We start from the raw sequence: 14,311 nt of genomic DNA on the forward strand, positions 1-14,311 counted from the left end.
CTGCAAGGGTTTGGAAGGGTGGCCGAGTGGTTTAAGGCAGCGGTCTTGAAAACCGCCGTGGGGGCAACTCCACCGTGGGTTCGAATCCCACCCCTTCCGCCAGATACCTATAAACCACTGTCAGAAGACGGTTTTTAGTCTTCGCTCCCAGCCTCCTCGGTGACACCATGTCACCGAGGCCGTTCAGGGGCGAGGTCAGCAGTGCACCAGGCGGAATACCCGCAACGTCGTCGGGGACGCTGGTACGTGCGGGTGCGGGTGCCCGCCCATCTCGTTGCGGCGGTCGGCCAGAAGCATCTCATCAGGGCTCTCGACACGGATAGTGAGACCGTTGCGCGCGGGCGACGGTGGATTGCGCTGGCTGTGCTCTGGATTGGATCGGCGCGCAGATCGTCTCAGACGGTTGGAGACTGGCCTGGGCGGCTGGACTGACCGGCTTGCAACGGTGCTCCGATTATCGAAGCCAGGATCACGCCTTGGGGCCGACGGGCGGCTGCCACGGCGTGCCCATCGGCGCGGCAGGGTGTTCTTCCGGCCGGTCCGGGCCTCATCCTGCCACCACATCTCGATGGCTGTTCCAGGCGGTCCGGCCCGCGCGGATCGCGTTTACGGCCGTGGGCAGGCCTTTTTGAACGCCGCCAAAACGGCCGGATCCTGCTCGTGATGCGCGGGCGCGCCGACAGCTTGGCAAAGCCGAGCGCCTCGACCGTGCGGCCCACCGTGCTCTCGTCGAGGCTCACCCCGAAGCTGGCGTAGACCCAGGCGGCCGGATCCTTCGGCCGCCAGCGCACGACGCCGTGCCGGTCCGGATCCGGCCCTTCCTCGATCACCTGTGCCAGCGCCTGTCGCCGGGCCGCATCCAGCTTCGGCCTCTGGCCGGGCGCCTTGCGGTCGATCAGACCGTCCGGTCCAGCGGCGTCGAACGCCAGAACTCGATCGCGCACCGTCTGTAGGCTCACGGCCCCGCTCCGCGCCGCGTGCATGCGGCTGGTGCCCTCGTCGATCGTCGCCAGCGCCAACAGCCGACGGCTCCGGCCGGCATCCCGGCTCGCCCGGGCCCGCCGACGCAGGTCGTCGGCGCTGAAGTCATTACGCAGCGGCACGCAAGCCGACACGGCAAACCCTCCGGTCCGCCCCATCGAATCACGACGGCCGCACCGAATAACCCGTGCGTCCCCATCATCGCCGATTGGCATGAGGTAGCCCGGTTTCTGGTTGTGTGCTCTGTTTCCCAATGGCATCTCTTGGTCGCCGCGGGTCAGCGGCTCGGAGTATCAAATGCAGATTGTTACCGTCCAAGACGAGACGACCCCACTTCTGATTGAAAACCCAAAGATTGAGGTTTATAAGGACTGCGTTTTCGCACCCATGCGCCTCTCCTCTGAGCATGGGGGTAGTTTTTGGGCCAATCACCATTGGGGCGTCTATGACCAGGATGGTAATTTGGTCCCCGGCGCCGCGTTTAGTTATTTGCCTAATTTTGAGATAAGCGGGCAGAACGAAATATGTTTGCATGAAATAAGTAATATTTCCTACGCACCGACTCAGCAATACTTCTACGTCGGCAATCTAATCAACCATTATGGGCACTTTCTCTGTTCAAGCATGGCCCGTGCGTGGGCTCTTTCCGAAATCAATTTGAACCGCGTACCGCTTCTCGGCCATTCCGAGGGGCCTCCGTTTCACTGGTTTAAGCACTATTCGTTCTTCCGGCCGTTATTCGGCGCGGTCGGCGTCTCGCAAGAGGATTTCGCCCATTTTGAAAAGCCGGTTCGCATCCGTGAGTTGATAGTCGCCCACCCGGCCATGGTCGAGCGCAACCTCATCCACAAAGTCTATGCGCAGACTATGAACACCGTCGGCGATCGGCTGACGAAGGGTCTGGAGCAACCGAGACCGCGTAACATCGTCTATCTATCAAAGGCGCAACATTTTCATAGCAGTCAAGGACTGCTCAACGAGACTGAGATCACGGACTACATGGAGGCAGAGGGCGTTTCCGTGGTCTCACCAGAACAGTTGCCCATAGCTGAGCAGATTGCGCTTTTCCGTTCGACGCGCTGCATCATCGGTCAGTGCGGTTCGGCGATGCATACGTCCGTATTTGTTCGGCCTCGCTCCGATCAGGTGATGATAAGCCTCATCGACAAGCCGCAGTGCTATTCTTCAAATGCCGGTATGATCGACGCTGCCAATGGCTCACGCACAATTTTCGTCTACTGTGAAGGAGAGACGATCGGCGGCGGGCCAGCGCGTCGGCTCCTTAATCCGCAGCAAGCCGCTCGCGACATGCTGGCACTTGCGCGTTCACAGTAGTCTCAGCGTCGGTCTGCCGGCCGCCAATCTCCGCCGAACGCCCGCAAGCGTGTTGCGGCCTTAGAGGGCTATGGCGTAGCCGTAGTGCTCATCATCGTTGGGCGCGGCCCGCGAGGTTTCCGAACCGCGGACATGCGCGGTTTTCCCAGCGTTGTCGAACCCTTTGGGGGAGCAGCCCATTCTCCGGCGACGCGGTTGCGTGGGCGGATGTCGGGTCCGCCAGGCACACGCGTCGGACTCGGGCAAGGTCACTTCCGTTCCGAGCGGCCATCGTTCCAAGCGTTCCTGCGAGCGGTCATGAACGAGGTCCTCGCGCGCATCGCAGGACCGCGAAGGGACTCGGGAGAAGCAGTCGGACGCGTGCCCCCGGTGTCGGGCCGGCCTCGACACGCAGGCCGCCATCCCGTGCCCAGCCCCCTTGCGTCTCCCGCAGAATCGGGATCGTCTTCGTCCGATCAGGCGCCCGCGGCCGTGGCGAGGGGGGATGGCGCCCGGTGCCCGATCCCTGCGCCGCACGGCGTTCGGGCCCGGCGCGGCTCGGCCCAGATCAGGCGGCCGATCGCGAGGCCCAGGCGGCGGCAGAACAGGGTGACGCCCCAGCACCAGCCGAGCGCCAGCCCGACCGTTCGCACCAGCTCCATCAGCACGGCGCCGATCACCAGGGCGGCGCGATCGAGCAGCTTGAGGACCGCCCGCGTCGCGGGCCCCATGCCCTCCGCCAGGCGAACCGCGCGGCTGACCTCGGCCGGGGACCGCGCCAGCGACAGGACCTGCAGGACGCCGCGCGTCCCCATCCGCCCCTGCAGGGCGTAGGCTTGGCCGCCGAGCGCCGTCAGTTCGGCGACGGCGCCCGTGCGCAGGCCGGCCCGCGCGGCGGTGCGGGCCCCGGCGAGGTCGAGGCGGCCGGCGGCGAGCGCCAGGGCGCGCACGGCGCCCGGATCGACGCTCTCCCGCGCCAGCCGGGCGAGATGGGTGGCGAGGGGACGCGAGAGGCGCCCCGATCGGTGGGCCGTCTTGAGCAGGGTCGCGCCGCCCCGCGCCACGGCGCCGAGGCCGCCCGCGTAGGTCGCCGCCGTCGCCGCCAGCCCGACGCCCGCCAGTCCGAGCACGATCGGATCGTGGGGCTCGTCGCGCAGGAGATGCCCGCCCTCCCGCGCGAGGGCGCGCAGGTCGCCGAGGCCGGTCAGGTCCGCCGCGAAGGCGCCGGCGAGGCCGACCCCGCTGTCGGCCTGCCCCGTGAGGGCGCCGTCGGCGAAGGCCCGCGCCGCGCGGAGGGGGGCGCCCTCCCCCAGGGCGGCGACCCGGGCGCGCCGGGCGGCGTCCACGGGGATGCCGCGCCCGTCCGCGAGCTCGAGGAAGCTTTGCGCCAGGGTGTCGTCCTGCGCCGCCACCGCCGCGTCGATCGCGTCGGCCACGCGGTCGGGCGTCGCCACGGCCTCGAGGCGCAGGCGCGCCAGGGCGGGCGGATCGTCGGCTGCGCCGAGGAGCCGCCAGGCGAGATGCGCCCGCGGCAGGAGCTCGGCGCCGGTGCCCGCGAGGAGGCCCGCCGCGAGGGCGAGACCGCCCCACGCCAGCAGCGATCTCATGCGGGAAGCGGTTCGTCCGCCCATGCGCCCCACCCGAAAGGCGCCGGCCCGGCGCCGGCGCGTCCGTCGAGCCGGCCCCAGAACGCCGCGCCGGTCAAGGGCACCGGGGCTGGCGGCCCATTCCCGCGCATCGGGCGCCGCCGGCGCCCGGCCGCCGGGGCCGGGCCCTCAATGCTGCAGGATCTTCGAGAGGAAGTTCTGGGCGCGCTCCGAACGGGCGTTGCCGAAGAAATCGTCCTTGGTGGCGTCCTCGACGATCTCGCCCTTGTCCATGAAGATCACCCGGTTGGCGACTTTGCGGGCGAAACCCATCTCGTGGGTCACGCACATCATGGTCATGCCCTCGCGGGCGAGCTGGACCATGACGTCGAGGACTTCGCCGACCATCTCGGGGTCCAGCGCCGAGGTCGGCTCGTCGAACAGCATCACGATGGGGTTCATGGCGAGCGCCCGGGCGATGGCGACGCGCTGCTGCTGGCCGCCGGAGAGCTGGCCGGGGAACTTCTTGGCATGGGCCGAGAGCCCGACGCGGTCCAGCAGCGTCATGCCGCTGTCGAGGGCGGCCCCGCGGTCGCGTCCCAGCACCATGACCTGGGCGAGCGTGAGGTTCTCGGCGATGGAGAGGTGCGGGAACAGCTCGAAATGCTGGAACACCATCCCGACCCGGGCGCGGAGCTTCGGCAGGTTGGTGCGCTTGTCGCGCACGGGGGTCCCGTCCACCACCACCTGACCCTCCTGGAACGGCTCCAGGGCGTTGACGCACTTGATGAGGGTCGATTTGCCCGAGCCCGACGGCCCGCAGACGACGACGACCTCACCCTTGTTCACGGCGGTGGTGCAATCGGTCAGGACCTTGAAGTCGCCGTACCATTTGCTGACGTTGGTCATGGTGATCATCGGGCCGGTGGTCACGGACGGGGCCGACGCTGTGTTCAGGGGGGCGCGCATGGGGCGATCCTCGATGGAAGATTGTGAAGGGACGGGCGGTCAGCGGATGATGGCGATCTTCTTCTGCAACTGACGCACCGCCAGCGAAGCCGCGAAGCACACCGCGAAGTAGACGACCGCCGCGAAGAGATACATTTCCACGAGACGTCCATCGCGCTGGGCGATCTTCGAGGCCGCGCCCAGGAAGTCGGTGATCGAGAGCACGTAGACGAGCGACGTATCCTGGAACAGCACGATGGTCTGGGTGAGCAGGATCGGGGTCATGTTGCGGAAGACCTGCGGCAGGATCACCGTCCGCATGGACGTCCAGTAGGTCATGCCGAGCGCCGAGGCCGCCGCCGCCTGCCCCTTGGGGATCGACTGGATGCCCGCGCGCATGATCTCGGAGAAGTAGGCCGCCTCGAACAGGGTGAAGGTCACGAGCGACGAGGTGAAGGCCCCCACGGTCATCGGGCGATCGGCGCCCGTCACCCATTGGCCGAGATACGGCACCAGGAAGTAGAACCAGAAGATCACCAGCACGAGGGGCAGGGACCGGAACAGGTTGACGTAGCCCTTGGCCACCAGGGGAATCACCGGGAGCCCCGAGAGCCGCATCATCGCGATGAACGTGCCGAGCACGATGCCGCCGACGGCCGCGAGGGCCGTCAGGGTCAGGGTGAAGCGCATGCCCTCGAAGAAGAGGTACGGCAGGGAGCTGGTGATGACGGAGAAATCGAAATTGGTGAGCATGGGAGGCTACCTCTGATGGGGCGAAGGCGAGGATGGCACCCTCAGCGGCTGCCCGGGACGGCGACGCGGCGCTCGATCCAGGACGAGATGAAGATCACTCCGACGTTGATGAGGACGTAGAGGATTGTGGCGGCGGTGAAGGCCTCGAACACCTGGAACGAGAATTCCTGCATGGCGCGGGCGCGGGCCGTGAGCTCGAGCAGGCCGATGGTCAGGGCCACGGAGGTGTTCTTGAGGTTGTTCAGGAATTCGGAGGTCAGGGGCGGCAGGATGATGCGGTAGGCGTTGGGCAGGAGCACGTGGCGGTAAGTCTGCCCCACCGTGAGGCCCAAGGCCGTGCCGGCCATCTTCTGGCCCCGCGGCAGCGACTGGATTCCGGCGCGGACCTGCTCGGCCACGCGGGAGGCCGTGAAGAAGCCGAGGCACAGCACGGCGGTGTAGAACGGCGCGTTGGGAAGCTGCTTGAGCCAGGAGCCCCACTCTTCCGGCAGCACCTCGGGCAGCACGAAGTACCAGAGGAACATCTGCACCAGCAGGGGGATGTTGCGGAACAGCTCGACATAGGCCGTGCCGACGGCGTTGGCGGTCCGGCTCGGCAGGGTCCGCATCACGCCGATGAGGGAGCCGAGGAGGAACGCGATGACCCAGGAGCACAGGGCCGTGACGATCGTCCAGGCCAGTCCCGACAGCAGCATGTCGGCGTAGGTGCCGGTGCCCTCGGGCGACGCCTCGAAGAAGATGCTCCAGTTCCAGTTGTAGTTCATCGCATCGTCTTCCTTGTGGGTGGGGCGGCGGCCCCATCAATCGCGTCGATCTTCATGCCGGCTCGCCCGGCCCGCCCGGTCCACCGGTGGCGCGCGACGCCGGGCGTCGCGCGGGGGGCGTCCGTGACGCGGGCAGGCATGTCCGGAGGGGCAGGGATGGCGGTGGGAGACGGTTCGGCGAGGCCCGGGCGTGCCCGGACGGACCCGCCTAGCATCAAACGGACCAAAGCGTGGCCGTCCGCGGGCGTCGTTCGCCCAAGACCGGCGCGCCCGGCGCTCCCTTGGCCCGCGCGCCCGGCGCTTGCTCGACCCGCGCGTTTGGCGCTTGCTTGGCTGGTGTCCCGCATTCCGTCCGCGTCGATCCCCGTCGGGTGCACGCATGGCTGCGTTGCCCCGGTTGCAACCTCGCTGACTTCCGCGGGGGCGACAAGGGTTCGTGCGACGCGCGAGGGCCTGCCGGTTGTGGACGGCGGCCCGATGTCGCCTCCCGACGCGGGCGGCGGACGATCCTCGGCCCGGGATGAGCCGGCCGGCCGGGGCCGGACGATGGTCAGGCAGGTGGGCGGCTCAAGCATCCGGCGCGCGAAGATTGCAAAAGACAGTTTTCGCGCAGGCAGTGAAAAAATCACGTTCCGATGAAACCTGGAGAAACTTCGGATCGTAGTCGTAACAAGATGCGAATACCCGCCGAAGGAGAAGGATCGTCCGATGCGCCTTGCTGCCTCGCCTCTCGCTATGCTGTCTCTCGCCGTCTCGTCTCTCGCTGTTCCGGTCCCGACCTCCGCTGCCGCGCAGGACGACACCCGGACGCATCCCGCACCCGCCTCCCGCCCGGTGGACCCGGCGAGCGACGAGAAGGCGGCCGAGACCCGGCGCCTGATCCGGTTGGGTCAGGCCCGGCAGCAGGCGGTGGACGCCCGCAACACCCGCATCTGGAAACGGTGGGACTACGCCGTCTGCATCGGCTGCGGACCGATGCCGAAGGTGCTCCGGATCGTCTACACGACGCCAGCGCGGGTTCTGGCCGGCTTCCTGGCGGCCGACGACGACGCGGCCCGCGGGTCCCGGCCCATCTGATACGGCCTCCGCTCGGTCAAGGCGGTGGCCGGGCCCCCGCCCGTCAGGCCAGCGCGCGCGCCGCGAAGGCGCTCGCCAGCATGCCGAACACGTAGAGGGGCACGCCGAAGCCGCTGTACCAGAGGGCCCGCTCCGTCGGGCGGGCGAGGAAGTGGCGCATCATCGCGGCCTGCCCGGCCAGGAGCGCCGCGACGATGCCCGCCTCGACGGTCCGGCCCCAGGCCAGGAGGAGGCCGATCACCGCCCCTTGCGGCACGGCCATGACCCAGCACGCCACCCGCGCGGCGCGCGCCGGCCCGAGGTGCGCCGGCAGGGAGCGGATGCCCATCTGGCGGTCGCCCGCCACGGACTTGAAGTCGTTGAGGGTCATGATGCCGTGGGCCCCGGCGCTGTAGAGGGCGGCGAGGATCAGGGAGGTGGCCGGCGGCAGGGCGCCGCCCAGCATCGCCGCCGCCCCCGTCACCCAGGCCAGGCCCTCGTAGCACAGGCCGCAGGCGGCATTGCCCCACCAGCCGTTCCGCTTCAGCCGCAGGGGCGGCGCGCTGTAGGCCCAGGCGAGCGCCAGGCCGAGGACGGCCGCGAGGAAGACCCAGAGCCCGAGGCTCGCCGCCACGGCCAGCGACAGGCCGGTCCAGGCCACCGCGATGACGAGGCCCCAGTGGCCGGGGATGCGGCCCGAGGGGATCGGCCGGTGCGGCTCGTTGATGGCATCGACCTCCCGGTCGAACCAGTCGTTGACCGCCTGGCTCGTGGCGCAGACCAGGGGACCGGCGAGCAGGATGCCCGTCAGGGCCACGCCCCAATGCCCCGCGAGGGGCACGCCCGAGGCGACGACGCCGCAGCCGAAGGCCCACATGGGTGGGAACCACGTCACCGGCTTGAGCAATTCCAGCACCGCCCCGAGGGCCGGGGTGCCGGGATGGAGCCGCGTCCCGTTCATGCATCCCCCGCCGTCGCGCCGCGTCCGAGGCTACCGGAAGGTTTCGGCGTTTGGTAGGGCGTCGGAAGGCGGCCCGACACGCTTGGTCCGGCCCGCCGGGACGTTCGTTTTAAGGGACATCCCGTACCCCATGCGCGTGAATCGGGACCCGTTCGGAGACGGATCGGACCCGTATCCCTCAATCCTCTGCCGCAGATCTTGATCCTCGGCTGCAGGTCTTGTTCGTTTTACAGGACGCTCCTAATCTGGCGGCGTGTCCAGGGAGCTAGGGATCGGATGACATCGAGGGAGCCCATGCGTCCCGTCGCCGTGATCGGCGCCGGCTTCAGCGGCACCATGAGCGCGATCCAGCTCCTGGCGCGCCTGGAGCCTGAGCGGCGCGTGCTCCTGTGCGAGCGGGCGGGCACGTTCGGACGGGGGCGTGCCTACGCCACCGGCAACCCGGACCACCTCCTCAACGTCCGGGCGGCGAACATGAGCGCCTATCCCGACCGGCCGGAGCACTTTTCGGAATGGCTCGCCGCGACGGCCTTCGACGGGGCCGAGGCCGCCGGCATCCGCGTCACGCCGGGCGGGACCTTCGCGGCGCGCGGCTTGTATGGCCGCTACCTCACGGAGCTGCTGACCCGCGCCGTGACGGGGGGCGACGGGCCGCCCCGCCTCGATCTCGTCAACGATGCCGTCACCGACCTCGAGCCGGTGCCCGGCGGCTACACCCTGCGCACGGAGGGCGGCGCGTCCTACCCCATCGCCGGCGCCGTCCTCGCCATGGGCAACCTCGGCTCCCCCGAGGCGCCGCGCAGCCGCCACCAGGCCGATCCGTGGTCGCCCGGGAGCTTCGGGCGCCTCCATCCCGATCGGACGGTCCTCATCGTCGGCACGGGGCTGACCATGGTGGATGCCGTGGCGGCCCTGCGGCGGCACGGCTTCTCCGGCCGCATCGTCGCCCTGTCCCGGCGCGGACTCCTGCCGAGCGCCCACGCCCCCGCCCGGCCGTGGCCGATGCCGGATCTCGCCGGGGTGACGACGCTGCCCGCCCTCGTCGCCCGCATCCGGGACGAGATCGTCCGGGCGGAGGCGGGGGGAAGCGGCTGGCGCGGGGTCATCGACGCCCTGCGTCCGGTCACCGACGCCCTGTGGCGCGACCTGCCGGCGCCCGAGCGCGCCCGCTTCCTGCGCCATCTGCGCCCGTTCTGGGACGTCCATCGCCACCGCACGGCGCCACCGGCGGCCGAGGCCATCGCCGACGAGATCGCCCGGGGCACCCTGGTGGTGCGGGCCGGGCGCATCCGTTCCGTCGCCGACACGGCGGACGCGGCGGTCGTGACCCTGCGCCCGCGCGGCTCGGCCGGGGACGAGCGCCTCCCCGTCCAGTGCATCCTCGACGCCACCGGCATCGGCCGGGTGGCGGAGACCGACGATCCCTTCATCCGCCGGCTCATGGGGCGCGGCCTCGTGCGCCCGGGGCCGTTCGGCATCGGCCTCGACGCCGCCCCGGATCTCAGGGCGCTGACTCCTGGCGCCCTCGGGCCGGCCGAGGCCGCGCCCCTCTGGGTGGTGGGGCCGCTCCTGCGCGGCGTCCTGTGGGAATGCACGGCCGTGCCCGACATCCGCAACCAGGCCGCCGGCCTCGCGGGTGCCGTGGCGCAGGCGCTCTCGGGGACCGATCGGGGGGCGATCCCGGACTGATAGCCCCCTGTGGCGGAATGGCGCTATGACCGTCCCACAACCCCACCCGAACGGCTCGACATGCTCACCCTCCTGCTTCTTCTCGCGCTCCTGGTCGTCCTCGTCGTCATGATCGTGCGGCAGCGCCATCTCGGCCGCCTCGCCTCCCTGGCGACCCTGCTGGCGGCGATGCTCGGCCTCATCGTGATGCAGGATAGCGGCCTCCTGCCGGGGCCCGCCTCCACCCCGTCCACCCGGCACTGAGGGTCCCTCACGAAACTCCCGCCGGGCCGTGGCGCTCGAGGCGGGAGCCGGCGGTGGTCGGGCGTTTCGTGAGGCGCCCCGACGTCTCCGCCCCGTCCCGATGAACCCCCCTGTCCGTCCCGATGAACCCCTGCGCGATCGGCCCGGTCGGTTGGGACCGTTCGCACGACTTGTGCGTTCACAGCACGGTGAAGAGTCCGGCGGCACCGGTCAGGTGCGGTCGGCCTCGGCCGTGGATGGGCGTTCAGGGCGGCACAGGCGTGCGGGGCGCCGGCATCGGGCCGGGGCTCCTCCCCGCGCGCCGGCCCGGACCGTGGGAATCGACCCCCGGCCTCAACGGGCACGGGACATGCGGGGCGGTTGGCGTGGATCGGTCCGCGCGGTCGATCCCGCGCACGAAGGCATTCAGGGGAGCGGATGATGGCCAAGATCTTGTTGGTGGAAGACCATGAGGAAATCTGGGATTTTCTGTCCCGCCGGCTGAAGCGGCGCGGCTACGAGGTCATCCTCGCCCATGACGGCGAGGCCGGCGTGCAGCAGGCGCGCACGGCCCGGCCCGACGTGATCCTCCTCGACATGAACCTGCCGATCCTCGACGGCTGGTCCGCCGCCCGCGTGCTGAAATCGGGCAGCGACACGCAGGGCATCCCGATCATCGCGCTCACCGCGCATGCCATGTCGGGCGACCGCGACAAGGCGATCCAGGCGGGGTGCAACGATTACCACCCCAAGCCCGTCGATTTCTCCAAGCTGCTGACCCAGATCAACGCCGCCGTCGGTTCGCCGGCGCCGGCGGCTTGAACGCCGTCGCCCGCGGCCCGAATCCTCTCGCCCGCGGTTCGAGCCTTCCCGACACTTGCGTCGCTCTCCCCCTGACGAGACCGTAGCGTACCCATGAGCGACGATCCCATCACCGCCCGCCTGCTCCGGCAGGCGATGCCGGTCTTCACGACCCTGGCGTCCTGCCTCCTCGTCATCACCATCGCGGCGGCGCTCTATCTCGGCCGCGACATCTTCGTGCCGGTGACCCTGGCCATCCTGCTCAGCTTCGTCCTGGTTCCGGCCGTGCGCCTCCTGAGGCGCATCCGCGTGCCCCGCGCCCTGGCGGTGATGCTGGTGGTGATCGCCGCCTTCGGGGCGCTGCTCGGCGTCGCGCTGCTCATCGCCAACGAGGCGGCGCAGCTCGCCGCCGACCTGCCGCGCTATCAGCTCACCATGCGCGACAAGATCGCCTCCCTGAAGGAGGCGACCGCCGGGAGCGGCACCCTCACGCGGGTGATCGACATGGCGCAGGATATCGGCGCGCAGCTTCAGCCGGAGGTGAAGGATGCCGCCGCGGAGGCGGCCAAGGCCGGCAGCCTCGACCGTCCGCTCCACGTGCAGATCGCGGCGGCCAAGGTCGGATTGCTCGGAACCCTGGGTGCCTTCGCGGCCCCCATCCTCCACCCGCTCGCCACCACCGGCCTGATCCTGATCTTCACGATCTTCATCCTCCTGCAGCGCGAGGACCTCAGAAACCGCGCCATCCGACTCGCCGGCTCGGGCGACCTGCGCCGGACCACGGCGGCCATCGACGACGCGGTCAGCCGCCTCAGCCGGTTCTTCCTGGCGCAGCTCTGCCTCAACATCGCCTTCGGGCTCGTCATCGGGGTGGGCCTGTGGTGGATCGGCGTGCCCAACCCGATCCTGTTCGGCGTGCTCGCCGCCATCATGCGCTTCGTGCCCTACGTGGGGGCCGCCATCAGTGCTCTCCTGCCCCTCGTGGTGGCGGCGGCCGTGGACCCGGGCTGGACCATGGTCATCGCCACGGCGGCCCTGTTCCTCGTGGTCGAGCCCATCGCCGGCCACGTCGTCGAGCCCCTGCTCTACGGCCATTCCACCGGGCTCTCGCCCATCGCGGTGATCCTGGCGGCGACCCTCTGGGCCTTCCTGTGGGGGCCCATCGGCCTCGTCCTCGCCACCCCCATCACCGTCTGCCTCGTGGTGCTGGGGCGCCACATCGAGCGCCTGTGGTTCCTCGACGTGATCCTGGGCGACCAGCCGGCCCTGTCGCCGCCGGAGATCTTCTACCAGCGCATGCTGGCGGGCGATCCGGCCGAGGCCATCGACCAGGGCGAGCTGTTCCTCAAGGCCCGGGCCCTGGTGACCTACTACGACGAGGTGGTGCTCGCCGGTCTCCTGATGGCGCAGGAGGATCTGGCGCGCGGGGCCCTCGACCGCGAGCGCCAGGGCGAGGTCGGCACCTCGCTGCGCACCGTCGTGACGCGTCTCGGCACCCGGCCGGTCCGGCGGGCCAAGAGCGGGCGGTCCAAGACCGGCAACAGCGAGACCTCGGCGGCGGTGGCCGCCGTCGGCCCCGACCGTCAGGTGGCCGCCATCGTCCGGGCCCAGGCCGACCTCGCGCCGGGCTGGCGCGGCCCCCGCCCCGTCCTGTGCGTATCGAGCCGCGGCCCGTTCGACGAGGCCGCGACCCTGATGCTGAGCCAGATCCTGGGCCAGCACGGCTTGGCCGCGCAGGTCATGTCCATGGCGGCCCTGCGCCAGGGCGAGCAGCCGCCGGTGGTGGAGGGCATCGCGATGGTGTGCTTCTCCTATCTCGAACCCGTGAGCCTCTCGCAGATCCGCCTCAATGTCCGCCAGGCGCGGCGGGCGATTCCGGGCGTGAGGGTCCTCGTCGGGTTCTGGCGCGAGCGCGACCCGTCCACCCTGGAGCGCCTCCGGCGCACGGTCTCGGCCGACGTGCTAGTGACGTCCCTGAACGGCGCCCTCGACGCGGCCCTGCGGTTCTCCGAGCGCCGCCCCGATTCCCTCGCGGCGCCCGCTCCGGCGATCCCGCATCTGGCCGGTCCGCCCGTCCCGGCTTGAACCGCACGGAGGATGTGGTGGCCTATCGGTCGGTTCGATCTCTCCCTCGTGCGGACCGCTGAAGGTCGAGGTGACGCGCGGGTCCCCTCTCCTGGAAGGAGAGGGACAGGGTGAGGTGTGCGAACTTTCCGAATAGGTCCCACACCTCACCCCAACCCTCTCCTTCCAGGAGAGGGAGTTCCGTCGCGACCGTTCGATCCGAAGTGATCAACCGGAAGAGGTATCACGCCGACCCGTCGCGGCCTGCGAAGACCGTTGACGAGCGGAGGTGTGAATCTCGGTCGCCTCTGCGGGAGAGGGTGCCTGCGGAGCAGGCGGGCCGGGACGAAGTCCCGCAAGAGGGGCGACCTCTCTGGACAACGCGCTCCCCTCATCCGACTTGGCTCGCGGGCCACCTTCTCCCGCAGAGGGGAGAAGGATTTTTCGACGCGACGTCAGCGTCCGACACCGAAAATCCTTGACAATATTCCTATTTCGTGGTTCAGTCTGGCCACTCGCCGCCCACACGGGAGGCCCGCCGGCGGACCGGGTCGGGGGGCTCGGGGGGAGGAGACGGTGCCCCGCGTCGATGGCCCGGTTTCGCCATCGCCCCGGGCCGCATCGGCGACGCAAGGTGCCCTGGACGGGGGGGCCGTGTTGTGGCTGGCTCCGGGACCCGGGGGCGCACCGCGAGAGTGGACGGTCCGCCCACTACGAGGCGGGCTCGGGGCGCCGTGCCCTGACTAGTCGGCCGCCGCAGCGGCGGTTCCGCACGCGGCGCCGGGGACACCGGGCCAGCGAACGGGGCGACCGTATCCGGCGCCCGGGCCCCCGGAGCCGGTCCGCCGGCGGGCCTCCCGTGTGGGCGGCGGGTGGCCAGACTGAACCACGAAATAGGAATATTGTCAAGGATTTTCGGTGTCGGACGCTGACGTCGCGTCGACAAATCCGTCTGCCCTCTGCGGGAGAAGGTGGCCCGCGAGCCAAGTCGGATGAGGGGAGCGCGTTGTCCAGAGAGGTCGCCCCTCTTGCGGGACTTCGTCCCGGCCCGCCTGCGGTGAAACTCAAGATCATGCCCGAGGGCATCGAGACCGGGTGGGCGCCGCTCGGGTCGATCGCGATCGGCAACGGGTTCGGCGTCGCCGTCGGTGCGAAGGCGGGCGACATGGTCA

12 protein-coding genes, 1 tRNA gene and 1 pseudogene are annotated in these 14,311 nt (G+C 69.9%); 8 read left to right on the forward strand and 6 right to left on the reverse strand.

All coding sequences use genetic code 11. The annotated features are described in order from the left end of the window. The first annotated feature begins 12 nt into the window (after nucleotides 1-12). A tRNA-Ser gene (locus MKK49_RS16085) sits at nucleotides 13-102 on the forward strand. A 99-nt stretch (nucleotides 103-201) separates the two neighbouring features. Next, on the forward strand, nucleotides 202-432 hold the full coding sequence (locus tag MKK49_RS24820) for a DUF6538 domain-containing protein (protein WP_409565089.1): 231 nt from the start codon (nucleotides 202-204) through the stop codon (nucleotides 430-432). A 42-nt stretch (nucleotides 433-474) separates the two neighbouring features. On the opposite strand, the pseudogene MKK49_RS16090 reads toward MKK49_RS24820, so the two are convergent. Continuing rightward, nucleotides 475-1,115, reverse strand: a pseudogene (locus tag MKK49_RS16090) (IS630 family transposase); the annotation flags it as partial. A gap of 163 nt (nucleotides 1,116-1,278) precedes the next feature. On the opposite strand from MKK49_RS16090, the gene MKK49_RS16095 reads away from it, so the two are divergent. Beyond that, on the forward strand, nucleotides 1,279-2,316 hold the full coding sequence (locus MKK49_RS16095; RefSeq protein WP_244030163.1) for a glycosyltransferase family 61 protein: 1,038 nt from the start codon (nucleotides 1,279-1,281) through the stop codon (nucleotides 2,314-2,316). A gap of 455 nt (nucleotides 2,317-2,771) precedes the next feature. Here the strand turns inward: MKK49_RS16095 and MKK49_RS16100 are convergent, their stop codons facing one another. From MKK49_RS16100 to MKK49_RS16115, 4 genes are all read right to left on the reverse strand, one after another. After that, entirely contained in the window at nucleotides 2,772-3,902 is a 1,131-nt protein-coding gene (locus MKK49_RS16100) for a hypothetical protein (RefSeq protein WP_244030165.1), read from the reverse strand. 168 nt (nucleotides 3,903-4,070) lie between these two features. Then, nucleotides 4,071-4,799, reverse strand: coding sequence for an amino acid ABC transporter ATP-binding protein (locus MKK49_RS16105; protein ID WP_056097442.1), 729 nt, complete (start codon nucleotides 4,797-4,799; stop codon nucleotides 4,071-4,073). Between the two features lie 90 nt (nucleotides 4,800-4,889). Continuing rightward, a complete protein-coding gene (locus tag MKK49_RS16110; RefSeq protein ID WP_244030167.1) occupies nucleotides 4,890-5,582 on the reverse strand; it encodes an amino acid ABC transporter permease in 693 nt (230 codons plus the stop codon). Nucleotides 5,583-5,623: 41 nt separating this feature from the next. Beyond that, on the reverse strand, nucleotides 5,624-6,346 hold the full coding sequence (locus tag MKK49_RS16115) for an amino acid ABC transporter permease (protein WP_244030169.1): 723 nt from the start codon (nucleotides 6,344-6,346) through the stop codon (nucleotides 5,624-5,626). A 708-nt stretch (nucleotides 6,347-7,054) separates the two neighbouring features. On the opposite strand from MKK49_RS16115, the gene MKK49_RS16120 reads away from it, so the two are divergent. Further along, entirely contained in the window at nucleotides 7,055-7,423 is a 369-nt protein-coding gene (locus tag MKK49_RS16120) for a hypothetical protein (protein WP_244030171.1), read from the forward strand. A 43-nt stretch (nucleotides 7,424-7,466) separates the two neighbouring features. Here the strand turns inward: MKK49_RS16120 and chlG are convergent, their stop codons facing one another. Continuing rightward, nucleotides 7,467-8,363: a chlorophyll synthase ChlG gene (chlG, locus tag MKK49_RS16125; protein ID WP_244030173.1), complete on the reverse strand. Its 897-nt coding sequence runs from the start codon at nucleotides 8,361-8,363 to the stop codon at nucleotides 7,467-7,469. A 294-nt stretch (nucleotides 8,364-8,657) separates the two neighbouring features. Between chlG and MKK49_RS16130 the strand changes: the two genes are divergently transcribed. The 4 genes from MKK49_RS16130 to MKK49_RS16145 all read left to right on the forward strand — a co-directional run bounded on the left by MKK49_RS16130 (nucleotide 8,658) and on the right by MKK49_RS16145 (nucleotide 13,160). Beyond that, nucleotides 8,658-10,052: an FAD/NAD(P)-binding protein gene (locus tag MKK49_RS16130; protein ID WP_244030175.1), complete on the forward strand. Its 1,395-nt coding sequence runs from the start codon at nucleotides 8,658-8,660 to the stop codon at nucleotides 10,050-10,052. A 60-nt stretch (nucleotides 10,053-10,112) separates the two neighbouring features. Continuing rightward, nucleotides 10,113-10,295, forward strand: coding sequence for a hypothetical protein (locus MKK49_RS16135; RefSeq protein ID WP_244030177.1), 183 nt, complete (start codon nucleotides 10,113-10,115; stop codon nucleotides 10,293-10,295). A 420-nt stretch (nucleotides 10,296-10,715) separates the two neighbouring features. Further along, nucleotides 10,716-11,096 carry a response regulator gene (locus MKK49_RS16140; RefSeq protein ID WP_244030179.1) on the forward strand — a complete coding sequence of 127 codons (381 nt, stop codon included), beginning with the start codon at nucleotides 10,716-10,718 and terminating at the stop codon, nucleotides 11,094-11,096. 93 nt (nucleotides 11,097-11,189) lie between these two features. Next, nucleotides 11,190-13,160, forward strand: a complete 1,971-nt coding sequence (locus tag MKK49_RS16145; RefSeq protein ID WP_244030182.1) for an AI-2E family transporter — start codon at nucleotides 11,190-11,192, stop codon at nucleotides 13,158-13,160. The last annotated feature ends 1,151 nt before the right edge of the window (nucleotides 13,161-14,311 follow it).

It is taken from the genome of Methylobacterium sp. J-090, from assembly GCF_022829345.1.
GTDB lineage: Bacteria > Pseudomonadota > Alphaproteobacteria > Rhizobiales > Beijerinckiaceae > Methylobacterium.